Annotated in this window: 18 protein-coding genes and 1 pseudogene; 11 read left to right on the plus strand and 8 right to left on the minus strand. The window is 70.9% G+C overall.

Annotated features, from left to right (window positions below; translation table 11 throughout):
- Positions 1–30: 30 nt before the first annotated feature.
- The 3 genes from ABZS66_RS15575 to ABZS66_RS15585 are packed head-to-tail and all read right to left on the minus strand — an operon-like array spanning position 31 to position 2,390.
- Positions 31–921: an alpha/beta hydrolase gene (locus tag ABZS66_RS15575; protein WP_354757976.1), complete on the minus strand. Its 891-nt coding sequence runs from the start codon at positions 919–921 to the stop codon at positions 31–33.
- A gap of 33 nt (positions 922–954) precedes the next feature.
- A complete protein-coding gene (locus ABZS66_RS15580; RefSeq protein ID WP_354757978.1) occupies positions 955–1,647 on the minus strand; it encodes a dihydrofolate reductase family protein in 693 nt (230 codons plus the stop codon).
- Positions 1,644–2,390, minus strand: a complete 747-nt coding sequence (locus ABZS66_RS15585) for a flavin reductase family protein (RefSeq protein ID WP_354757980.1) — start codon at positions 2,388–2,390, stop codon at positions 1,644–1,646. Before ABZS66_RS15585 ends, ABZS66_RS15580 begins: the two co-directional genes overlap by 4 nt.
- Positions 2,391–2,554: 164 nt before the next feature.
- On the opposite strand from ABZS66_RS15585, the gene ABZS66_RS15590 reads away from it, so the two are divergent.
- From ABZS66_RS15590 to ABZS66_RS15605, 4 genes are all read left to right on the plus strand, one after another.
- Entirely contained in the window at positions 2,555–2,935 is a 381-nt protein-coding gene (locus ABZS66_RS15590) for a YciI family protein (RefSeq protein ID WP_354757982.1), read from the plus strand.
- 116 nt (positions 2,936–3,051) lie between these two features.
- Positions 3,052–4,347 carry a sigma-70 family RNA polymerase sigma factor gene (locus tag ABZS66_RS15595; protein ID WP_354757984.1) on the plus strand — a complete coding sequence of 432 codons (1,296 nt, stop codon included), beginning with the start codon at positions 3,052–3,054 and terminating at the stop codon, positions 4,345–4,347.
- 5 nt (positions 4,348–4,352) lie between these two features.
- The gene (locus ABZS66_RS15600; RefSeq protein WP_354757986.1) at positions 4,353–4,964 is read left to right on the plus strand and encodes a DUF998 domain-containing protein; all 612 of its coding nucleotides are present in this window, start codon (positions 4,353–4,355) and stop codon (positions 4,962–4,964) included.
- A 50-nt stretch (positions 4,965–5,014) separates the two neighbouring features.
- On the plus strand, positions 5,015–5,449 hold the full coding sequence (locus ABZS66_RS15605; RefSeq protein ID WP_354757988.1) for a hypothetical protein: 435 nt from the start codon (positions 5,015–5,017) through the stop codon (positions 5,447–5,449).
- Between the two features lie 84 nt (positions 5,450–5,533).
- Here ABZS66_RS15605 and ABZS66_RS15610 read toward each other — a convergent pair whose 3' ends face one another.
- Positions 5,534–6,421: a zinc-binding dehydrogenase gene (locus tag ABZS66_RS15610; RefSeq protein ID WP_354757990.1), complete on the minus strand. Its 888-nt coding sequence runs from the start codon at positions 6,419–6,421 to the stop codon at positions 5,534–5,536.
- A gap of 104 nt (positions 6,422–6,525) precedes the next feature.
- Here ABZS66_RS15610 and ABZS66_RS15615 point away from each other — a divergent pair, with 104 nt between their 5' ends.
- Positions 6,526–6,927: a helix-turn-helix domain-containing protein gene (locus ABZS66_RS15615; RefSeq protein WP_354757992.1), complete on the plus strand. Its 402-nt coding sequence runs from the start codon at positions 6,526–6,528 to the stop codon at positions 6,925–6,927.
- Positions 6,928–6,934: 7 nt separating this feature from the next.
- Here ABZS66_RS15615 and ABZS66_RS15620 read toward each other — a convergent pair.
- Positions 6,935–7,141 (minus strand): annotated as a pseudogene (locus ABZS66_RS15620) (helix-turn-helix transcriptional regulator); the annotation flags it as partial.
- 47 nt (positions 7,142–7,188) lie between these two features.
- On the opposite strand from ABZS66_RS15620, the gene ABZS66_RS15625 reads away from it, so the two are divergent.
- The gene (locus ABZS66_RS15625) at positions 7,189–7,341 is read left to right on the plus strand and encodes a hypothetical protein (protein ID WP_354757994.1); all 153 of its coding nucleotides are present in this window, start codon (positions 7,189–7,191) and stop codon (positions 7,339–7,341) included.
- Between the two features lie 156 nt (positions 7,342–7,497).
- On the opposite strand, the gene ABZS66_RS15630 is transcribed toward ABZS66_RS15625, so the two are convergent.
- The 3 genes from ABZS66_RS15630 to ABZS66_RS15640 all read right to left on the minus strand — a co-directional run bounded on the left by ABZS66_RS15630 (position 7,498) and on the right by ABZS66_RS15640 (position 11,994).
- Positions 7,498–9,525, minus strand: coding sequence for an alpha-L-rhamnosidase C-terminal domain-containing protein (locus ABZS66_RS15630; protein ID WP_354757996.1), 2,028 nt, complete (start codon positions 9,523–9,525; stop codon positions 7,498–7,500).
- A 316-nt stretch (positions 9,526–9,841) separates the two neighbouring features.
- A complete protein-coding gene (locus ABZS66_RS15635) occupies positions 9,842–10,882 on the minus strand; it encodes a LacI family DNA-binding transcriptional regulator (protein WP_354757998.1) in 1,041 nt (346 codons plus the stop codon).
- Positions 10,883–10,956: 74 nt separating this feature from the next.
- On the minus strand, positions 10,957–11,994 hold the full coding sequence (locus ABZS66_RS15640) for a LacI family DNA-binding transcriptional regulator (protein ID WP_354758000.1): 1,038 nt from the start codon (positions 11,992–11,994) through the stop codon (positions 10,957–10,959).
- Positions 11,995–12,316: 322 nt separating this feature from the next.
- Between ABZS66_RS15640 and ABZS66_RS15645 the strand changes: the two genes are divergently transcribed.
- Genes ABZS66_RS15645 through ABZS66_RS15665 form a run of 5 tightly spaced genes read left to right on the plus strand, consistent with a single transcriptional unit; the run spans position 12,317 to position 21,257 of the window.
- A complete protein-coding gene (locus tag ABZS66_RS15645; protein WP_354758002.1) occupies positions 12,317–13,237 on the plus strand; it encodes a sugar ABC transporter permease in 921 nt (306 codons plus the stop codon).
- Positions 13,234–14,055 carry a carbohydrate ABC transporter permease gene (locus ABZS66_RS15650; RefSeq protein ID WP_354758004.1) on the plus strand — a complete coding sequence of 274 codons (822 nt, stop codon included), beginning with the start codon at positions 13,234–13,236 and terminating at the stop codon, positions 14,053–14,055. The genes ABZS66_RS15645 and ABZS66_RS15650 overlap by 4 nt, the downstream gene beginning before the upstream one ends.
- A complete protein-coding gene (locus ABZS66_RS15655) occupies positions 14,052–16,736 on the plus strand; it encodes a family 78 glycoside hydrolase catalytic domain (protein WP_354758006.1) in 2,685 nt (894 codons plus the stop codon). The genes ABZS66_RS15650 and ABZS66_RS15655 overlap by 4 nt, the downstream gene beginning before the upstream one ends.
- Complete coding sequence (locus ABZS66_RS15660; protein ID WP_354758008.1) at positions 16,733–17,989, plus strand: extracellular solute-binding protein; 1,257 nt, start codon at positions 16,733–16,735, stop codon at positions 17,987–17,989. The genes ABZS66_RS15655 and ABZS66_RS15660 overlap by 4 nt, the downstream gene beginning before the upstream one ends.
- Positions 17,990–18,047: 58 nt before the next feature.
- Positions 18,048–21,257, plus strand: coding sequence for a family 78 glycoside hydrolase catalytic domain (locus ABZS66_RS15665; protein WP_354758010.1), 3,210 nt, complete (start codon positions 18,048–18,050; stop codon positions 21,255–21,257).
- Positions 21,258–21,281: the final 24 nt, after the last annotated feature.

The raw sequence follows: 21,281 nt of genomic DNA on the forward strand, positions 1-21,281 counted from the left end.
CTGAGTACCTTTCAAGGGGTTGGTTTCGGGTCAGTTGGAGCGGCCGGCGAACCCGCGGATCGCCTGCTCCAGGGCGGTCATGGCGACGTTGTGGCCCTGCCCGGCCAGGGTGGCCCGCTGTGCGGCCGGCAGGCGGCCGGCGAGTTGGTCGGCCGCCAGGCCGGTCGCCTTCGGGCTCTTGCTGCCGTCGAGGACGAGGGTGGGTACCTCGATCTGCCCCCAGGGGTGGCGGGCCAGCGGCCGGCCCTCGATGGTGTCGCCCATGACGGCGACATCGGCCGGCAGCGTGTGGGCCACCGCCTTGAGGTCCTTCCAGAACGGCGCGAGTCGCATCAGGGCCACGATCGGCGCGGGAGCGCCCATGCCCCTGGTCATGAAGTAGCGCACGGCGGCCGACCGGTTGTTCTCGGCGACCAGGCGGTCCAGGTGCTCCGCGAAGTCGGCCGGTGGGAGGGCGCCGGAGTCGCTGACCACGAACGGCGGCTGGTAGACGACGACGCCGCGCGCGGGCACCCCGGCGGCCACCGAGCGGAGCGCGAGGACGCCGCCGGAGGACATGCCGAAGATCAGGGAGTCCGCTCCGGCGTGTTCGGCAACGACGGCCAGGTCGCCGGCCTCCGCGGCGACCGATGCGGCCCCGGAGGCGGCCCCGGAGGCGGCCCCGGAGGCGGCCCCGGAGGCGGCCCCGGAAGCGGTGGGGCCGGCTCCGCTGTCGCCCCGGCCGCGCCGGTCGTAGCCGTGGACGGTGAACGTGTCGGAGAGTCGGATGGCGAGATCGACGAATCCCTTCCATCGGCGGTAGCTGAAGGCGCCGCCCACCAGGATGAGCGGCGGCCCGGAGCCGATGGAGTCGACGGCGATCATGGTGCCGTCCGGTGATCTGAGCAGCGTGGTGGTGAAGTCGGTACCGGTGGCGCTCATGGATGTCCCCCTGTTGATGTGCATCGGGCGTGGTCAGGCGGCGTCGTCGACCGCGGCCGGTCGGTAGACCTGGTAGTTCACGCCGTTGTCGAAGTACTCCTGGGACTCCAGGGACAGCCCGACCGGGGCCGTGCCGGCCTCGAAGAGATGCTTGCCGGTGCCGACGACCAGCGGGTGGACCAGCAGGTGCAACGCGTCGACGAGGCCGGCCTGCAGCAGGTGGCGGGTCAGGGTGCCGCTGCCGTTGATGGCGATGGTGCCGCCTTCGGAGCGCTTCAGGGCGGCGACGTGGGCGACGACGTCGCCCGACAGGGCGCTGGAAGGGCCCCAGCCCAGGTCGGTGAGGGTGTCGCTGGCGACGTACTTGTGGGTGCTGTTGATGAAGTCGGCCAGCGGGTAGCCGCGCTGCTCGGGCCAGAAGGCCTTCCACTCCTCGAAGGTGCGCCGGCCCATCAGGAGGGCGTCGACGTCCTCGGTGGCGTGGCTGACCACGCGCATCACGTCGTCGTTGGCGTAGGGGAAGTGCCACTGCTGCGGGGCGTCGACGACGCCGTCGACGGAGATGAAGAAGCTGGCGGTGATGCTGCGCATGAAGGGCTCCTGGTGGATCGTGTAGTGGTCGCTGGACGGTGCGGTGTGCTGGATCACGGCCGCGCCGACGTCCGGCTCGTCGCGGGCCGGGTGGTTCGACGCCGGAGTCCGGTCGGTGTCGGGCCGGTCGGTCACCGCGTCGCCCGCTGGGTGATGCGGCGCGGGGAACGGCCGGCGTAGAACTCCTCGTCCACCTGCCGCAGCCCGGATGTCTGGTCGACGCGGCGGGTGCCCTTGTACTCCAGGAAGCTCATCAGCAGCGGGTCCCAGCGGCCGGGGTCGATGCGGTTGTGGAACCTCGTCGAGCGGATGTCCGGGTGGGCGTGGACCCGCCTGATGGTGACCTCGACGGCAACGGCCGGGATCAGCAGCCGGTGGTCGCGAACACCGAAGTCGCCGATCGCCGTGACGGCGGCTTCGAGCTGGACGGGGCACTCGGCGGCCCGCGGCGGCGCGACCGTCTCCGACCGGACCGGGGTGAAGCCGGCGCGACCGAACTTGTCGGCGACGGACTCGTAGCCCATCGCGGCCTTGTGGGCCGGCATCGGGTCGGAGCCGGTCGTGCGCGCGAGCCGGTCGACCTGCGGGGCGAGGGTGGCGTCGGGAAGGTTGAGGACGCACTCGCCGGTGCGGCGCAGGTTCTCGACCGTGCGGGAGGTGGCGTCGAAGCCCAGCATGCAGCTCCAGCCCAGCCACCAGCCCGACGACATGGGCGCGAGGTTCGCGGTGCCGTCGGGGTTCTGGGTCGACACCAGCACGACGGGGGTGCCCCAGTAGTGGATCGCGGGTTCGAACCGCGTCTCGTCGGGCTGCTCGTCCCGGCGTCCGATGTCGGCGTGGGGGCTGCTGCCCGGCACGCCGCGGTCTGTGTTCGTCACACAACTACGTCGGTCGGGCCGCGGTGGTTTTCGACATGGCCGGCGACCGGATCTTCTCCGTCGCCGGCCGAAGACGCCGTGCCGTCCACGTCGAAAACCGGCCTCCTCGAACGACGTCACTCATGAGGACGTCGAGGCACGGGATTCGTCGAGGAGAGCCACGGATGCGCTTCCTGATCATGAGCAAGTCGAACGACTACTTCGAGGCCGGCGGCCTGCCCAGCCCCGCACTGATGCAGCGGATGGGCGAGTTCATGCGGGAGGCCGCGGTAGCCGGCGTGCTGCTCCAGGCCGACGGCCTGCTCCCCAGTTCCTACGGCGCCCGGATCGTGGCCCACGACGGGCAGATCAGCATCACCGACGGGCCCTTCGCCGAGGCCAAGGAGATCGTGGGCGGGTTCGCGTTCATCGAGGCGCGGAGCCTCGCCGAGGCCAGGGAGTGGGGCCGCCGGTTCGCCATCGCCCACGACGGCGGGTGCGAGGTCGAGATCCGGCAGGTGACCGGCCCCCGCGGACCCGGCGACGCGACAGGAGACCCGAACTGAACGAACCGACTTCCGGGCCCGGTTCCCGTCCGATGCAGGGTCCCGGTCCGGACCCAGACGCCGGTCCCGGCCAGGCGGACCGCCGGGGCCGGCAGCCGGCGCCCGTCGACCACGCAATGGTCGAGAACCAGTGGCGCATCGAGTTCCCTCGGTTGGTCGCGGCGGCGCACGCCATCCTGCGAGATCCGAGCGCGGCCGAGCAGGTGGCGCAGGACGCGTTCGTGGCGGCCCTGGAGCAGTGGCCGTCCGGGGGAGTTCCCGATCGGCCGGGGGCCTGGCTGATGACGGTGACCCGCCGCATGGCGGTCAGTCAGATCCGGCGCAACGTCGACCTCGACTCGAAGTACGAGCGCATCGCCGAGGAGGCGGCGTGGAGGGAGGACATTCCGATGGGGGACCTCGCAGACGGCCACATCGACGACGACATCCTGCGGCTGACCTTCGTGTGCTGCCACCCGTCGCTGGGCCGCGACGCACGGGTCGCGTTGACGCTGCGGCTGCTCGGCGGGCTGACCACCCAGGAGATCGCCCGCGCCCAACTGGTGCCGTCGGCCACCGCCGGTCAGCGGATCGCCCGAGCCAAACGCACCATCAGGGACGCCGGGCTCGCCTTCGAGAACCCGACCCGCGACGAGCAGATCGATCGACTGCCCGCGGTCCTGGAGGTCATCTACCTGATCTTCAACGAGGGCTACGCCGGCACCTCCGGCGAGGGCTGGACCCGACCCGACCTGGCAGGTGAGGCGATGCGACTCGGCCGCATGCTGGTCCACCTGCTGCCGACGGCCGCCGAGGCGCACGGCCTGCTCGCCCTGATGGAGCTCAACGCCTCCCGGTTCCGCGCCCGAGCCGGCGCGGATGGCCCCGTCCTGCTGGAGGACCAGGACCGGATGCTGTGGGATCGCCTGCTGATCCGTCGCGGCCTCGACGCGCTCGCCACCGCGACCCGCTTCGGCGGCGGCCCCTACACCCACCAGGCCGCCATCGCCGCATGCCACGCCCGGGCACTGACCCTCGAGGCGACCGACTGGCCGCAGATCGCGCAGCTCTACGACTCCTACCTCGAGCGTCACCCCGGTCCGGTGGCGGAACTGAACCGCGGCATCGCCCACTGGAAGGCCTACGGGACCGCGGCGGCGCGAGAGATCATCGTTCCGCTGCTGTCCGATCCGCGGCTGGCGAACTACCCCTACCTGCCGGCGGCGCTGGCCGATATCGAGACCGCCGACGGCAACACCGCGGCGGCCACCGCCCTCCTTCGTCAGGCGATAGCGATGACCCACAACGGGGCCGACAAGACGATCGTGACCAGGAAACTCCAGGCGCTCGAGCGGACCGCCCCCGGTCAGGACGGCCCAGTGGACGGTTCGCCGCCCGAGCCGCCGTCCCGCAGTACAAGGGAAAAGGAATGACGCCGATGACCAACCGAACCCGACTCGCCGGCGCCCTGCTCGTGGCGGCCCTCGCCGCAATCGTCACGCAGGACGCGCTCCGCGAGGACCTTTCGCCGATCCGGCACTGGATCAGTCACCTGTCCCTGGGCCGCTGGGGTTTGATCAACTGTGCCGCGCTCGTCGCCGCCGGCCTCGGCGTCCTCACGGTGCGGACGCACCTGCGCCGCCTCGACGCAGGCAAATGGCCCGTACGGTGGGCCGCAGTGGCGGGCGCCGGACTGGTCATCGCCGGCCTGTTCGTCACCGACGCCCCGCCCGGCACCAGGTATCCCGAGGCGTTCACCTGGCACGGCCAGGTCCACGACGTCGGCGGCACGCTGACCTTCCTGGGCCTGTTCGCAACGGCCCTGGCCACCCGGCGCCGCCCGTATCCGCCCGGCGGCCTGCTGGTGGCGATCGTCGTCGCGGTCGCCTGGGTCGCCGCCGGCGTCATGGCGGGCATCGCCTTCAGCAGCGAACCACCACGCGCGATGCCGACCGGCCTGGCCGAGCGGGTCGCGTTCTTCGCCGGCCTCGGCTGGATGATCCGCCTCGCCTTCACGACGCCGCAACCGGCCACCGACCACCACGAGTGAGCGTCCGGATCTCCTGTGACACGGCGTGGTTGGGCTGGGATCGTGTACCGGTGACCGCCATCCGCACCGTAGTCCTGGTGGGGCTGTTCTCCGCGAAGGACCGCGACTACCAGGCACGGCTCGACGCCCTGGACGCGCGGGTGACAGCGCTGGGCGGACACGTGCTGGAACGGTTCGTCCAGCGCAGGGGCGTTTCCGACGGTGGGGTACGGCTCATGACCGCCCCGTTGTCCCGGCGCTTCCTCATCGGCCCGGGAAAGCTCGAAGCGATCGCGACGACCTGTTCGAGCAAGGACATCGATGCTGTCGTCTTCGCCAATGACCTGAGCGCCTACCAGCGCCGCTGGCTGTCGACCCGGCTCGGGTGTCCAGTGCTCACCGCAACCGACCTCGACCAACCAGTGGAAAGCCTGACCGCCCTTACCGGATCTCAACCTCGCGCAGGCCGAGGCCCCAACGCCGGCCGTCGCACCCGTCGCCGATAGCCGCCACGAACGCTGTACGACCGCACGCCACGGGGACCAGGTGCCATGCGGACCTGGTCCCCACAGTGCGTCGCAGCGGGTGGGTTACGGGATGAGGAGCCACCGGCCGTCGGAGCCCGGCGCCGCCATGGCGGCGGCGTAGAGGTCGGCGGCCTGGGTCAGCGGCCTCGTGGCGGCGATCCGGATCGGCGCATGACCTTTCGCGGCGAGGCCGAGCAGGTCGGCCAGCGCTGCGCCGTCGGGTCGGGTCAGGACCGCGGCGACCGTGACGCCACGCTCGGCGGCCAGCGGCTGACCCGGCTTCAGGCCGACGAACCTGCCGCCGTCGCGCACCGCTGCGAGAGCAGCCTGCTGCAACGCACCGGCATCCACGACCGCGTCGTAGGAGGCCTCGGGTACCTCGGTGACCACCGTGGACGCCCCGGCTGCCAGCGCGAGGGCCTCGGTGCCGGGCCGAACGAGGGCGTCGACCGCCCAGCCGTCACGCACGCCCAGCGCGACGGCCCAGCTCCCGACCCCGCCGGCTCCGCCGGTCACCAGCAGCCGGCCACGCCCATCCCCGAGCAGGTCCAGCGCCTGGCGGGCCGCCAGCGCACTCAGGGTGGCGGCCGCGGCCGCCTCGAGGGTGATGTTCTCCGGGACGAGCGCGAGGCTCGACGCCGGCACGACCACCTCGCTCGCGTGTGCCCGGGAGCGGGCGGTGACGTCGCCGTGCAGGCCGGCGACGCGGTCGCCCACCGCCACGCCCGCGACGTCGGCGCCGACCTCGGCGACCGTGCCGCTGAAGTCGAAGCCCAGGCCGATCACGTCCGGCAGGCCCAGCAGCGAGTGGTCGGCGGCGGCCACGGCGTCGTAGAGGGTGAATCCGGCGGCAGCCACGGCGACCCGAACCTCGGCGGGGCCGAGATCGCGCGAGTCGATCTGCTCGACTCTCGGCGTTGGATCGCCGGCACGGGAGATCAGGGCTTGCATTGATGTCTCTCCTTCAGGGGTTTGTCGTTAACACCACTGTCGGTGACATACTCTCCATTGGGAAGTAGGCACTTTGGAGTGCAGTGGGCACCTGGAGGTACGTCATGACCGCTTTTGAAACCACCCAGGCGACGGTGCCGGCGGAGGCCTGCTATGACGCGTTCCAGCAGGGCTGCCCCAGTCGTCAGCTGATCGAGACCATCGGCGACAAATGGGTGAGCCTGGTCGTCGTGGCGCTCGGACTGCGTGGCCCGCTGCGCTACTCCGAACTCTCGGCCCAGATCGTGGGCGTCAGCCAGAAGATGCTCACCCAGACGCTGCGTGGACTGGAGCGGGACGGCCTGGTCACCCGCACGGTTACCCCGACCATGCCGATCCGGGTCGACTACGAGCTGACACCGCTGGGCCGGTCGTTGCTGGAGGTCCTCGCCCACGTCAAGGACTGGGCCGAACGGCACATGGGCGACATCGAGGCCGCCCGGTCGCAACACGACGCCGGCAGTTGAAGCGCGGTCAGGCCGTCGAGTGCGGAGTGATGAGGCCGGACTCGTACGCGTGGATCACGAGGTGGACGCGGTCGGTCACGTCCAGTTTCGCGAGCAGGCGGCTGACGTAGGTCTTGACCGTCGCCGGGCCGATCCGTAGCCGCGCCGCGATGTCCGCGTTGGACAGTCCCGCGGCCACCAGGTGCAGGACGTCGGCCTCGCGGTCGGTGAGTTCGACCGCCGGCCGTCGCCGTCGCGGTGACGCTGCCGGGCCTGGCGGGCGTGACCAGGCTCCCGCGCTGGGCGCTGTCGATCGCCGCCGCCGGTTGCGCGTTCATCGCCGTGCAGGCCTGGACGTACTGCACGGCCGGTTTCCTCGGCGGCGTCGCGCTGGCCTGGATCGCACGGTCCGCGCGGCCGCCGGTGGCCGAGTGACCGGACGTCCCGGGGTCGGGGAGCCTCGCCCCCGACCCCGGGCGTCTGCCGATCAGCAGACACCGCTCATTGGCGCTACTCAGGACCGCGTCGGCCACCTGATGGGTGCGGGTGTCCTTCCCCAGTGCGAGAGGCACCCGCACTGCTGCGACGCGGCTACGGTGCCGAGGTGAACTCGTACGTCCCCGCGTCGACCGTGTAGACGTCGTACGTGCCGTCACGCCGGACGAACGTCGCGCCGGCGGGCGGGGTGCTGGTGGCGGAGGCCGTCAGCAACGGCACCCAGACCTCGCCGCTGCTGCCTGTCGGGGCCGTCACCTGCAGGCGGAACTGGCCGGCCGTGTCCCGGGCCCATCTGACGATGAGCGGACCCCGGGAGGTCGGCACCTGGCCCTGGGCCCAGGTGAGGCTGCCGGGCTGGGGCTTGACCTGCCAGGTGGTGTAGCCGGGGTTGACTGCCGTGGGGCCGAGGACCGATTCGGTGATCAGTTGGGTCGGGCCGGCGCCCCAAGCGTGGGCGAGACTGTCGAAGCCGCGGGACGGCAGGCCGTTGCTGTTGACGAACTCCCAGAAGGTGCCGGTGTAGTAGCCGCTGTTCGGGTCGACCTGGATGCCCCACAGCCGGCGGAGAAGGTCCACGGCGCCGGCGGTGTCGCCGCTCTGGAAGCGGGCCATGACCTCCCAGGTGTTGTTGAGGGGTTCGATGGTGTGGCCGTAGGGGTCGGCCATGCTCGGTGACGGCTGGCTGATGGTGCTGCCGTGGGCCTGCCAGCGGTTCTTGAAGTAGGTGAGGATGCCCGGCACCTTGTCCGGCGGGGCGACGCCGAGCCGGACGGCGTTCATGTTGGCGTCGAGGGGGAAGACGTTGGGTCTGGTGTCGGTGTGCTGGTACAGGCCGGCGGTCGTGTTCCACAGCCGGCCGTTGATGGCGTTCTTCAACGCGTTCGCCTTGTTGGTGTACTCGGTGACCTTGGCGGCCGTGCCGGCCTTGTCTTCCATCCAGATCATGTTCTGCAGCAGTTCGTAGTAGGCCAGGCTGTACTCGGTCACCTCACCGTTCTGGGTGGTCTGCCAGTAGTCGGGGTCGTTGGTGACGACGAGGCCGTTGGCGTCGAGCCGGGTCGCGTGGTAGGCGGTCGCGGACTCGAGCTTCGGCCGCAGCGCGCTGATGTAGGCGGTGTCGCCGGTGTAGCGGTAGTACTGCATGGCGAGGATGGCGGAGTACGCCGAGTACGTCACCGCGTAGTCGAACTTGCCGCAGCCGCGGAAGCCGACGGCGCTGGTGAGGCGGCCGTTGGTCGCCTGGAGGTTCATGATGCTGTCGATGGAGCCCTTGACGTAGGGGGCGCTGTTGGTGCCGAGTGACAGCTGGACCACCGGGTTGGTGATCATGAGGTCGCCGGACCAGATGGCGCGGTCGCGTTTGGCACCGTCGAAGATGACGGGGGTGGTGAAGCAGGAGGCGACGCCGGTGGGCACCATGTCCATCTGGGCGGTGTAGGCGCCGGCGTACCACATGCGGTTGAGCTGGTCGTCGCTGGAGATGAACCAGCCCTGGTACTTGTCGGGGCCGGCGCGGTAGGCCTTGAAGTTGACGCCGGCGGCGGTAAGCGTCAGGGTGCCGGGTGTCGTCAGCTGGACGGCCATGAACCGGAACCCGCCGCGCAGTGCTCCGGTGTAGGTCCGGGCGGAGCTGACGCTGAGGCTGATCGGGGAGCCGTTGTCGTTGTTGTAGAGCCCGTTGCTGCCGGCGGTGAGGAAGGGCAGCGCTTCGCTCGTGGCGATTCGCAGGGTGTTCGACGACCCGCTCGTGGGTGTGGAGGCGGAGACCGTGGCGTACGGTGTGCCGCCGACCTCCTTGCCGAAGTCGAGCACGATGGTCGCGGGTGACGCGGCCGAGGTGGTCCGCAGCGTGGTTGAGCCGGTGCTCTGGCCGGTCAGCGCGCCGGCGTTGGTGACCGAGCCGCTGGTGCGGGTGACGGCGACGGGTCGGACGGCGTCGCTCGACGGTGCGGGGACGAGGCTCTGCCAGTTCGGGTTGCTGGGCCAGGTCGGCGGGGCGGCCTGGGCGGGCTGGGCGGAGATCACGGCCGCCGCGATGCTGGTCACGAGGGCGGTGACGACCGATGCGCTCAGGTGTGCTCGGTGTCGGCGGGACGGGCGCAGGACAGCCTTGACGTGCACCTGGACCTCCATGAGGGGCGGGGGAGTCTGCCCGGCTGGCGCCGGGCAGCATGCGGTGCTGCCACGCTTCAGGGTTGGCGGTTCTGAAACGTTTCATATGGCCTGTTGTGAATATGCTAGAAGCCGCGTCGCGGGCCGGTCAAGGGCGGCCCGTCGCTGCGGGCCAAGCACTGCTTGGGTTTCGGTGACGGCAGCCGTGTGGCGGCAGCGTGACTGGGCTCGTCACGGAGCTGCGAAGGTGTCGCAGCGCAGCACCGCGAGTCAGAAAGTTGCTCGGCAGCCGCGGGTAACGATGCCCATTCCCTCCAAGTGGAGGTCAGCCGGACAGCACGGCAGTGGTCCTGCGGGGGACCAGGGTCGGCGCGAGCTTCATGTGGCTCGCGGGCCGTGACGGGTCGGCGATACGCTCCAGGACGAGCCGGGCGGCGTTGCGGCCCATCTGGCGGCCGCCCTGGTCGACACTCGTGAGTGAGACGGGCGCGAACCCGGCGAACATGGTGTTGTCGTAGCCGGCGACCGCGACGTCGTCGGGCACGGACAGGCCGGCCTCGGCGATGGCTTGCAGTGCGCCCATGGCGACGATGTCGGCGCCGGCGAAGATCGCGGTCGGCCGGTGGAGCCGGTCGAGCAGTTGCTGGGTGCCAAGGTAGCCGCCCTCCTGGGTGTAGCTGGTGGAGGCGACGTCGATGTACTCGTCGAGCCGCCGGGCGCGCATCGCCTGCCGGTAGCCGTCCGCACGTACGGCGTTGGGCATCTCGGCGAGGCGGTCCGGGTCGGTCTCCAGGTGTTCGATGTGGGCGATGCGGCGGTGGCCGAGGTCCGCGAGGTGGTTGACGACCAGGGCGGCACCGGAGAGGTCGTCGTCGGCGACGGAGTCGTAGCTCGACGAGCGTCCGTGGCGGCCGACCATGACGGTCGGAACGGCGGCGGCGACGTGTTCGAGGTGCCTGCGGCTGGATACGGGGGCGATGAGGATGACGCCGTCCATGCTGTGGTCGATCATGGTCTCGGTGACGCGGGCCTCCTCCGCCTCGCCGTTGCAGCCGGGGCCCATCAGCACCTGGTAGCCGGCGGCCTCGAGGACCTCGGTCGCCCCGTCGAGGACGTCGGCGAAGAACGGGTTGCGGATGTTCGGCAGCATCACGCCGATGGTGTAGGTCTGGCCGCGCATGCCGCGGGCCGCGGCGTGCGGCCGGTAGCCGAGCTCGGCGATCGCCTTGCGGACCTTCGCCTGCATCTCGGGGCTGGCCCCGTACGCGTTGCGGAGCACCTTTGACACGGCGGTCGTGGACACCTCGGCGTGCTGCGCGACGTCGACGATGGTGACTCGCCGGGTGCGTGCCGACGGCTTCCGCATCCTAGCTCCTTACAGCATGAGCAACGTCGCCCGGGAGTGTACGGGCCGGTCGGTGGGTGCGGCCAGGGCTACTGTCACAGCCGCGGCGGTGCGGTCGTACGCCTGGCCACGAGCGTCGGGGTCAGCTTGAGATGACTCGCCGGCGTGCGACGGTCGGCGATTCGGGCGAGCAGGAGCCGGGCGGCGTCAGCGCCGATCTGCCGGCCGGCCTGGTCGACGCTGGTGAGCGAGACCGGACCGAAGGCGGCGATCGCGGTGTTGTCGTAGCCGGCGACCGAGATGTCCGCCGGCACCGACAGGCCCGCCTCGGCCAGGGCCTGCAGCACGCCCATGGCGACGATGTCGGCTCCGGTGAAGACGGCCGTGGGCAGTGCGGGGCGGGCCAGGAACTGCTTCGCGCCGAGGTAGCCGCCGTCGTGGGTGTACGTCGTGGACACCACGTCGATCTCGTCGGTCAGCCCGTGCATCCGCATGGCGTGGCGGTAGCCGGCGGCCCGCACGGCGTTGGGCATCTCGACAAGGCGGACGGGGTCGGTCTCGTGGTGGTCGATCAGGGCGATGCGCCGGTGGCCGAGGCCGGCGAGGTGGGCGACGACGAGGTGGGCGCCCGTGTGGTCGTCGTCGGCGACGGTGTCGTAGACCGTGGAACGGCCGTGCCGCCCGACGACCACGGTCGGCACAGCCCGGGCGATGCGCTCCAGGTGCGCGCCGGAGGAGATCGGCGCGATGAGGACGAGGCCGTCCATGCCGCGGTCGACCATGGCCTCGGTGACCCGGGCCTCGATGACCTCGCCGTTGCGGCCGGTGCCGTGCAGCACCTGGTAGCCGGTGCCGTGCAGGTGCTCGGTCAGGCCGGCGAGGACGTCGGCGAAGAACGGGTTGCGGATGTCGGGGAGCATCACGCCGATCGTGAAGGTGCGGCCGCGCATGCCCCGTGCGCCGGCGTACGGGCGGTACCCGAGCTCAGCGATGGCGTGCTGGACCCTGGCCCGCATCGCCGGGCTGGCACCGGTGGCGTTGCGCAGCACCTTGGACACCGTTGTGGTGGAGACCTGGGCGTGCCGGGCCACGTCCACGATGGTGACCCGGCGGGCCGGTGCGTCGCGGGTCATCCGATGGACCTCCGGGCGGTGGGCAACGTTACCCTCGCAGTGTAGGGATGATCATTGCGAAATTCCTAGACCCAGTTCCAGGTAAAGGCCGTTCATGAGCGTGAAGCACCTCCGACCCCTTGACGTAACAGCCGGGGCCCTCCTATGGTCGGCGTCACACATTTGGAAAACGTTGCCCACGGCTGATCGCCGCTCACGCGAACACCCCTTGCGCGCTCCGCGGTGCCGCCGCCTCGCCTGGCTGCGGCGCGGCTCGATCGACCCGGGCCGGACCGATTCCGGCCATCCCGAATGAAACGTTTTAGAGAGTGGTCGCAGCCCCATGACACTGACCGAGAAGACGGCCGAGCACGTGCCCCGGTCGCCGCGCCGGCGTCGCACCGACCCGCCGTGGTGGTTCGTGCTCCCCGCGATGGCGTTGTTCGCCTACGTCGTGCTCCTGCCGAGCGGGCGGGGCGTGTACTACGCCTTCACCGACTGGGACGGCCTGTCGCCGGCCTGGTCGTTCATCGGTCTGGACAACTTCAGCGCCATGCTCGACGACCCGAACGCGCTGCAGGCGATCCGGCACACCCTGCTCATCGCGGTGGCCATCACGGTCATCCAGAACGGCGTCGGGCTGCTGCTCGCGCTCGGCGTCAACACGATGATCAAGTCGCGGAACGTGCTGCGGGTCTTCCTCTTCGCTCCTGCCGTGGTGACGCCGATCGTGACCGCCTACCTGTGGCGCAACCTGCTCGGCCCCGACGGCGCGGTGAACAGCCTGCTCGGCGCGGTCGGGCTGGGTGCGTGGCAGCAGGACTGGCTCGGCGACCCGCAGCTGGCGCTGTGGTCGGTCGTCGCGGTCATCGTATGGCAGTTCGCCGGGTACTCGATGGTCATCTTCCTCGCCGGGCTGCAGTCCATCCCGCGTGAGATCTACGAGGCCGCGGCGATGGACGGCACCGGACCGGTCCGCCGCTTCTGGTCGATCGTGCGGCCGCTGCTGGCGCCGGCGATCACGATCAACCTGATGCTGTCGCTCATCGGCGGGATCAAGCTGTTCGACCAGGTGTACGCGCTCACCGGCGGCGGTCCCGGGCACGCCACCGACACCATCTCGACGCTGATCTACAAGGACGCGTTCACCCTCGGCGAGTTCGGCTACAGCATCGCCCTCGCCGTCGTCCTCACCATCATCGTCGCGATCGCGTCGACCGGGCAGTACCTGGTGCTGGCCCGCAACGAGCGGGCGGCGTCATGAACCGCTACCGCCGCCGCACCCTCGCCTTGGAACTGGTGATGGTCGCCGTCGCCGCCGTGATCGGCTTCCCGGTGTACGTGCTGATCAACCTCGCGGTCCGCGCACCGTCCGACACCGGCTCGCCGATCCGGCCCACCACCTCGCCCACCCTGTCGAACTTCACCGAGGCCTGGCAGCAGGCCGGCCTCGGCGGGGCGCTCATCAACAGCGCCCTCGTCACGGCGGTCAGCGTCGTCGTCGTGCTCGCCGTCTCCTCGCTCGCCGCCTACCCCCTCGCCAGGATCGCAGCGGCCTGGTCGAAGGGCACCTTCCTGCTGGTCATGCTCGGTCTGGTGCTGCCGTTCCAGCTGGCGGCACTGCCGCTGTACCAGACGATGCGCGACCTCGGGCTGCTCGGCTCGGTCTGGGCGCTCGTGCTGTTCTACGCCGGGCTGCAGGTGCCGTTCACGACATTCCTGTACGTCGGCTTCCTGCGGTCGCTGCCGCGCGAGTTCGAGGACGCCGCCGCCATCGACGGCTGCACGCCGGTGCAGGTGTTCCGGTACGTCGTCTTCCCGATGCTCAAACCGGTCACGGTGACCGCGCTCGTGCTCAACGCCGTCGCGGTGTGGAACGACTTCTTCACGCCGCTGCTGTACCTCAGCGGCGGCACCCAGCAGACGGTGCCGGTCGCGCTCGCGGGCTTCTTCGGCCAGTACGTCTCCGACTGGAACCTCGTCTTCGCCGCGCTGCTCATCAGCATCGTGCCGGTGCTGGCCGTGTACTTCGCGCTGCAGCGCAGCATCATCAACGGCTTCGCCGGAGGGCTGAAGGGATGACCATCCGCATCTACGGGCTGCAGGCAGAGCAGCGGCAGGAGCCGCTCGGCATCGACCACCCCCGGCCACGGCTGTCGTGGAAGCTCGACAGCGACCGGCGCGGCGCCGCACAGACGGCGTACCGCATCACCGCCACCCTCGACGACCCGGGCCGCCCGCTATGGGACACCGGCCGGCGTGAGTCCGGCGAGGGCCTGCTGATCCCGTGGGACGGACCGCCGTTGCAGTCGGCCACCCGCTACCACTGGCGGGTCGAGGTCTGGGACGAGACCGGCGCACCGGCCGGGTCGGCGCAGAGCTGGTTCGAGACCGGCCTGCTGCACCGCTCCGACTGGTCGGCCGCGTGGATCGGCCGCGACCCGGTCCGCCACCCGGCCGTCGAGCCCCCGGGCGCCGACGACGTCGCCGGCGCCGACCTGCTACCCCCGCCGCTGCACCTGCGCCGGGCCTTCCACCTCGCCGACCGGCCGGTCCGGGCCCGGCTGTACGCGACCGCGCGGGGCGTCTACGAGCCGCGGCTCAACGGCCGGCGGGCCGGCGACCACGAGCTCGCCCCCGGCTGGACGGAGTACCACCGGCGGCTGCAGTACCAGACGTACGACGTGACCGACCTCGTCCAGGCGGGCGACAACGTGCTCGCCGCCGTCGTCGCCGACGGCTGGTGGAGCGGCTACGTCGGCTTCGACCCGCGCCGCGCCGCGCAGCACTACGGCGACTGCCCGGCGTTCCTCGCGCAGCTGGTCCTCGACTTCGCCGACGGATCCCGGCGGGTCATTGCCACCGACACCACCTGGACCGAGCGCCCAGGCGACATCCTCAGCGCCGACCTGCTGATGGGGCAGGTCGTCGACGCCCGCCGGCACCTGCCCGGCTGGGACGCCGCCGCCACCGTCGACGATTTCGCGCCGGTCGCGGTCCTCGGCACCGATCCCGGACCGCTGGTCGCCGAGCCCGACCATCCGGTCCGCGTCACGCTGGAGCTGCCGGCCGCGACGGTGCAGCACAAGGCGCCGGGCCGGTACGTCGTCGACTTCGGGCAGAACGTCGTCGGCCGGGTCCGGCTCACCCTGCGGTCCGCGCCGCGCGGCCACCGGGTCACCGTCCGGCACGCCGAAGTCGTCGCCGAGGGCGAACTGTATGTGGCCAACCTGCGGCGGGCCGCTGCCACCGACGTCTACGTCGCCGCCGGTGATCCGGTCGAGGTGTTCGAGCCGCAGTTCACCAGCCACGGGTTCCGCTACGCCGAGATCGACGGCCACCCGGGAGAGCTCGACGCGGCCGACATCGTCGCCCGGGTGCTGCACAGCGACACCCCGTGGACCGGCCGGTTCGAGTGCTCCGACCCGGTCACGAACCAGCTGTACCACAACATCGTCTGGGGCCAGCGGGGCAACTTCGTCGCCGTGCCGACCGACTGCCCGCAGCGCGACGAGCGCCTCGGCTGGCTCGCCGACGCCCAGATCTTCGCCCCGACCGCCAGCCGCAACGCGGACGTCGCCGCGTTCTTCTCCCGCTGGATGCGCGACGTCGTCGACGGCCAGGACACCTGCGGCGCCTTCCGCGACGTCGCGCCGGTCATCACCATGCACCGCGAGGCCGCCCCGGCCTGGGGCGACGCCGGCGTGATCATCCCCTGGCACCTGTGGCGCACCTACGGCGACCGGCAGGTCCTGGCCGACTCCTTCGACGCGATGGCCGCCTGGGTCGCGCACATCCGCCGGCACAACCCGGACCTGCGCTGGCGCCACCACACCGGCAACAACTACGGCGACTGGCTGCAGGTCGACGCGGACACCCCGCGCGACCTCCTCGCGACGGCCTACTTCGCCCGCAGCGCCGCGATCGTCGCCGACGCCGCCGACGTCCTCGGCCGGCCACACGACGCGGCCGAGCACCGCGCCCTGTACGCCGCCGTCCGCGAGGCGTTCATCGACGCATACGTCGGCGACGACGGTACCGTCGAAGGGGAGACCCAGACCGGCTACCTGCTCGCGCTCTCGTTCGGGCTACTGCCCGACGACCTGGTCGCCGCGGCGGTCAAGCACCTGGCCGCGGGCATCGAACAGCGCGGCAACCGGCTCACCACCGGGTTCGTCGGCGTGCAGCTGTTGTGCCCGGTGCTGGCCGAGCACGGCCGGGCCGACCTCGCCTACGCGCTGCTGCACCAGGACGAGTTCCCGTCCTGGGGGTACTCGATCCGTCACGGCGCGACCACGATCTGGGAGCGCTGGGACGGCTGGACCGAGCACGGCGGCTTCCAGGCCGATGCGATGAACTCCTTCAACCACTACAGCCTCGGCAGCGTCGGCGACTGGCTGTTCAGCCGGGTCGCTGGCATCGACCAGACGCCCGCCTCGGTCGCCTACCGCGAGCTGCTGCTGCGCCCGCTGCCGGGTGGCCGGCTCAGCTGGGCCCGCGCCGAGCAGGACACGGCCCGCGGCACGGTCGCCTGCGGCTGGGCCATCACCGACGACCGGATCACCGTGACCGCCACGGTACCTCCGGGGAGCACCGCCCTGCTGGAAGTCCCCACCGCCGACCCGGCCAGCGTGCGCGAGCGCGACGAGCCCGGGGTCCTCGGCGCCGAACCGTCCGCCGCGGGGCTCGTCCTGCGGCTGGCGTCCGGCCGTTACACCTTCACCGCCATCCCCAACCACACCCCCGTTCGGGAGACGCCATGAGATCGTTCCGAGCACTCGCTCTGGCCGCCGCGCTCGCCGTCGCCGTCACCGCGTGCAGCAGTGGCACCAACGCCGGCTCCGGCAGTGACAGCAACACCCTGACCCTCGCCTCCGTCGACCAGGGCTCCATCGAGGAGGTCGTCACGGCGTTCGAGGCCGCCAACCCCGGGGTCAAGGTCCGCTACACCACCAGCGGTGCCGACCAGTACCAGCAGCAGATCCGCACGCAGCTCGCCTCCGGTACCGCACCCGACGTGATGACGGTCTGGCCCGGCAACGGCAACCCCGGCGCCACCTTCGTGCTGGCCAAGCCCGGCTACCTCATGGACCTGTCCGACCAGCCGTGGGCGTCGAAGCTGCCGGCCGGGCTCAAGAGCGTCGCGCAGTACCAGGGCAAGACCTACAACGCCGTGTTCGGCCTCAACGGCATCGGCGCCGTCTACAACGAGCAGGCGCTCGCCCAGGCCGGCCTCAAGGCGCCGGGCACCTGGACGGAGCTGCTGGCCTTCTGCAAGGCCGCAGCAGGCAAGGGCACCCCGGCGTTCGCCCTCGGCATCCAGGACAACTGGGTCAACCAGCTCGCCCTCTACGCCCTCGCCGCCACCGTGGTCTTCGGTACCGACCGCGACTTCGACACCAAGCTGCAGAGCGGGGCCACCTCGTTCGCCAAGTCGCCGTGGACGACCGCGATGGCCAAGTACCAGGAGATGGACAAGACCGGCTGCTTCCAGAAGAACCCGCTCGGCACCAGCTACGAGGCCAGCCAGGACCTCGCCGCGACCGGCAAGACCCTCGGCATCATCCAGGGCAACTGGGTCGTCGCCCTGCTCAAGGGCAAGAACCCCAGCGGCACGTTCACCCTCAAGGCGCTGCCCGCGACCGACACCCCAGCCGAGTTCATGATGCCCGCCGCCGCGGGTGCCGGCTACGGCGTCAACGCCAAGGCCAAGAACAAGGACCTGGCGCTGAAGTTCGTCAACTTCGTCATGTCGCCCGAGGGCATGAAGGTGTTCAACGCCAAGCAGGGCAGCCTGCCGTCGCTGGCGGACAGCGGATCCGCGGTCGACCCGGCGTTCACCGAACTCACCACGTACCTCAAGGACAACCGGACTGTTCCGTTCATGGACCAGCTCTGGCCCAACGCCAAGGTCCAGCAGACCATGCTGTCCGGCCTGCAGGAGATCTTCAGCGGACAGTCCACCCCGGACAAGGTGCTCGCCGCCATGGACGCCGACTACAAGGCCGGCGCCTGACCACCCCACACCCCGCCGGCCGGCGACGGCCGGCGGGGCCATTTGTGAAGGAGTACCAGTGTCAACCGCCAGACATCAGGTGCGCACACTCGTGGGACTTGGGGCGACCCTCGCCCTGGTCATGTCCCAGGCATTGAACGCCACGCCGGCCGCAGCAGCCGCCGGTCAGGCCAACGTCGAAGTCGTCAACCTCACCGTCGACGGCCGTTCCGACCAGTCCCTGGGCATCGACAACGCCACCCCGGTCCTCGGCTGGCAGATTGCCGAAACCCGCCGCGCGGCCACACACCCCTGCTACCGCCCGAACTCACATACCGCGTGCCCCGCCGACCGGCAGACCGCGTACCAGCTCCAGGCCGCCACCAGCGAGGCGAACCTCAAACACGGCAAGCTCATCTGGGACAGCGGCAAGGTCGCCTCGGCCACTCAGACCGGCATCCCCTACGCCGGCCGCGCCCTCGCCTCGCGCGACCGGGTCGTCTGGCAGGTGCGGGTCTGGGACGCCGACCGGCGCCAGTCCGACTGGAGCAGGACGTCGTCGTGGGAGATGGGCCTGCTCCAGCCATCCGACTGGGGTGCGTCCCGCTGGATCGAGTATCCCGGCCGCGCCGAGAACCAGCCGATGCCGATCTTCGCCCGGCAGTTCACCGTCGACCACCGCAAACGTGTCAGCTCCGCCCGGCTCTACCTGTCCGGCGTCGGCCTGCACCTGCCCACCCTCAACGGCCGCACGCTCACCGACGAGGTTCTCGCCCCAGGCAACGCCAACTACCAGCTCTCCAGCGAGTACCGCACCTACGACGTCACCCGCGACCTGCGCGCGGGCGGCAACACCATCGGCGTCCAGCTCGGCAACGGCCCGGCCTACGTGCGCCGCAGCGTCACCAACCCGGCAGTCGGCCGGACCGCGCCGTACTCCTGGTGGCAGAGCCAGCTCAAGGGCACCGGCACCCTCACCGCCGACACCCCGCCGGGCGCCACGACCGTGCAGCTCGACTCCGTGACCGGCTACCACGTCGGCGGTACCGTCAACGTCGACACCGGCGGCGGTGGAGACAACCTGGAGTCGCGCACGGTCACCACCATCGCCGGCACCGCGATCACGTTCACGCCCGCGCTGTCCAAGCCGCACCTCTCCGGCGCGACCGTGACCGGTTCCGGGAACAACGTCGCCGCCAGCGACGCCTCGGCCGGCGCCGCGGTCACGCCCCGGCTGATCGCGCGACTGGAGATCAGCTACATCAACGGCTCCACCGACATCGTCGTGTCGGACCGGTCCTGGCGCACCGCGCTCGGTCCGCTCGTCACCGACGCCTGGTACTCCGGCGCCGACTACGACGCCCGCCGCGAGCAGGCCGGCTGGGACCAGCCCGGCGCCGACCTGTCGGCCACCGCGAAGCGCCGCGACGGCACCGCGACGGGCTGGATCGACGCCGGCATCGCGCCGCCGCCGAATCTGGCCACCAAGCTCGTCGCCCGCAGCGCCGAACCCGTCGGCGTGGTTGAAACGTTTACACCGGTGTCTGTGACGAACCCCGTCGCCGGCACGTGGGTGTTCGACTTCGGGCAGAACATCGTCGGCTGGCCCGAACTGCACCTGCCCGGCGACCTCCCGGCCGGGACGGTCGTGAAGGTGGCCCCGGCCGAGTCGCTCGCCGCGGACGGCACCGTCGACCAGGCGTCCCTCATGGGCGGCGGCGGCAGCCGTGGCCGCGACCTGTTCAACACCTATACCACCGCCGGGCAGCGCGACCGAGGAACCTGGGAGACCTGGCACCCGAACTTCAACTACTTCGGCATGCAGTGGGTCCAGGTCACCGGCCTGCCGGCCGGCTACGTCCCGACGAAACAGCTCGTCAAGGGCCTGCGGCTGCAGGCGGCCGTCCCGGTCGCCGGCGAGGTGACCACGTCCAACGCCCGGATCAACCGCATCCACACGATGTCGCGGTACTCCTTCGCATCCAACGTCATGTCGGTGTTCACCGACTGCCCCGGCCGGGAGAAGCTGTCCTACCCGGCCGACTACACCATGCCGATGGCGTCCATCCACCGCAACTTCGAGCTCGACGCCTACCTGCGCACCACCATGCGCCACCTCGTCGAGGGCCAGTCGACGGCCGACACCCCGATGTTCGGCAATGTGGCACTGAAGACCCCGGTCTACGACTGGGGCTACACCGGCCGGTTCGGCGACGAGATCAACTGGGGCAACGCGATCATCCTGGTCCCGTCGATGTTGTACGAGCTGTACGGCGACACCCAGACCATGGCCCGCTACTACGAGCCGATGGTCCGCTTCGCCGACTACATCCAGCGCCAGAAGGTCGGCACCGGCGACAACGCGCACATCGTCGACGCCGCGCTCGCCGACTGGGTCGCCGCCGACCAGACCTCGGGCCGGATCACCGGCACCTGGGGCTACTACACCATGATCAGCAAGCTGGCGGTGATGTCGGAGCTGACCGGCCACCAGGCCGACGCGGCGAAGTACCGCACGCTCGCCGCCGACATCAAGACAGCGTTCAACGCCCACTTCTACAACACCACCCTGCGCCGGTACACCACCGACGGCAACGCCGGCACCACCGGCGCGACCCAGACCGCGCAGGCCCTCGCTCTTGACGCCGGGCTCGTCCCGGACAGCGAGCGCGGCGCCGTCCTGGACGCGCTGGTCGAGCTCGTCTACGCGTTCCACCCCACCGGCGAAGGGCCGCACTTCAGCGGCGGCACCATCGGCATGGCCCCGACCGTGCGGGCGCTCGCCGACGGTGGGCGCGACGACGTGCTGTGGGACCTGCTGCAGCGCGACGAGCAGCCCAGCTACGGCTACTTCATGGCGTCGACCACCGCCAACCCCGGCGGCATGACGACCATGGGGGAGCGGTGGACCCGGGGCGACTCGAAGAACCACATGATCCTCGCCCAGATCGAGGAATGGTTCCACACCGACCTGGCCGGCATCCGCCCGGCCGGCGGCGCCTACCGGTCGCTGACCATCCGGCCGAAGCTCGTCGGCGATCTGACCTTCGTCAAGGGCAGCTACCAGACGCCGCAGGGCACCGCCCGCTCGGCGTGGAAGGTCGACGGCAAGCGGTTCCGGCTCGACGTGACGATCCCGGCGAACACCACCGCCGAGATCTGGGTGCCGCTGCGCGGCGGCCGCGTCGTGGACCAGCCCGCCCGGACCCAGTTCCTGCGCGTCGACGGCGGCCACGCCGTCTACCGCGCCGGATCCGGCTCCTTCACCTTCACCACCGTCCAGCGATAGCCCAGCCCGGAGCGGCCCGCCGTC

The sequence above is a fragment of the Dactylosporangium sp. NPDC005572 genome, from assembly GCF_040605515.1.
Classification (GTDB): Bacteria; Actinomycetota; Actinomycetes; order Mycobacteriales; family Micromonosporaceae; genus Dactylosporangium.

Excerpts from the sequence above, each read along its gene's own strand:
- ABZS66_RS15635 (WP_354757998.1), bottom strand. The coding sequence starts at position 10,882 with ATGCGGAAGCCGTCGGCACGCACCCGGCGAGTCACCATCGTCGACGTC.
- ABZS66_RS15645 (WP_354758002.1), top strand. The coding sequence starts at position 12,317 with ATGACACTGACCGAGAAGACGGCCGAGCACGTGCCCCGGTCGCCGCGC.
- ABZS66_RS15640 (WP_354758000.1), bottom strand. The coding sequence starts at position 11,994 with ATGACCCGCGACGCACCGGCCCGCCGGGTCACCATCGTGGACGTGGCC.
- ABZS66_RS15595 (WP_354757984.1), top strand. The coding sequence starts at position 3,052 with ATGGTCGAGAACCAGTGGCGCATCGAGTTCCCTCGGTTGGTCGCGGCG.
- ABZS66_RS15650 (WP_354758004.1), top strand. The coding sequence starts at position 13,234 with ATGAACCGCTACCGCCGCCGCACCCTCGCCTTGGAACTGGTGATGGTC.
- ABZS66_RS15660 (WP_354758008.1), top strand. The coding sequence starts at position 16,733 with ATGAGATCGTTCCGAGCACTCGCTCTGGCCGCCGCGCTCGCCGTCGCC.
- ABZS66_RS15600 (WP_354757986.1), top strand. The coding sequence starts at position 4,353 with ATGACCAACCGAACCCGACTCGCCGGCGCCCTGCTCGTGGCGGCCCTC.
- ABZS66_RS15610 (WP_354757990.1), bottom strand. The coding sequence starts at position 6,421 with ATGCAAGCCCTGATCTCCCGTGCCGGCGATCCAACGCCGAGAGTCGAG.
- ABZS66_RS15655 (WP_354758006.1), top strand. The coding sequence starts at position 14,052 with ATGACCATCCGCATCTACGGGCTGCAGGCAGAGCAGCGGCAGGAGCCG.
- ABZS66_RS15615 (WP_354757992.1), top strand. The coding sequence starts at position 6,526 with ATGACCGCTTTTGAAACCACCCAGGCGACGGTGCCGGCGGAGGCCTGC.
- ABZS66_RS15590 (WP_354757982.1), top strand. The coding sequence starts at position 2,555 with ATGCGCTTCCTGATCATGAGCAAGTCGAACGACTACTTCGAGGCCGGC.
- ABZS66_RS15575 (WP_354757976.1), bottom strand. The coding sequence starts at position 921 with ATGAGCGCCACCGGTACCGACTTCACCACCACGCTGCTCAGATCACCG.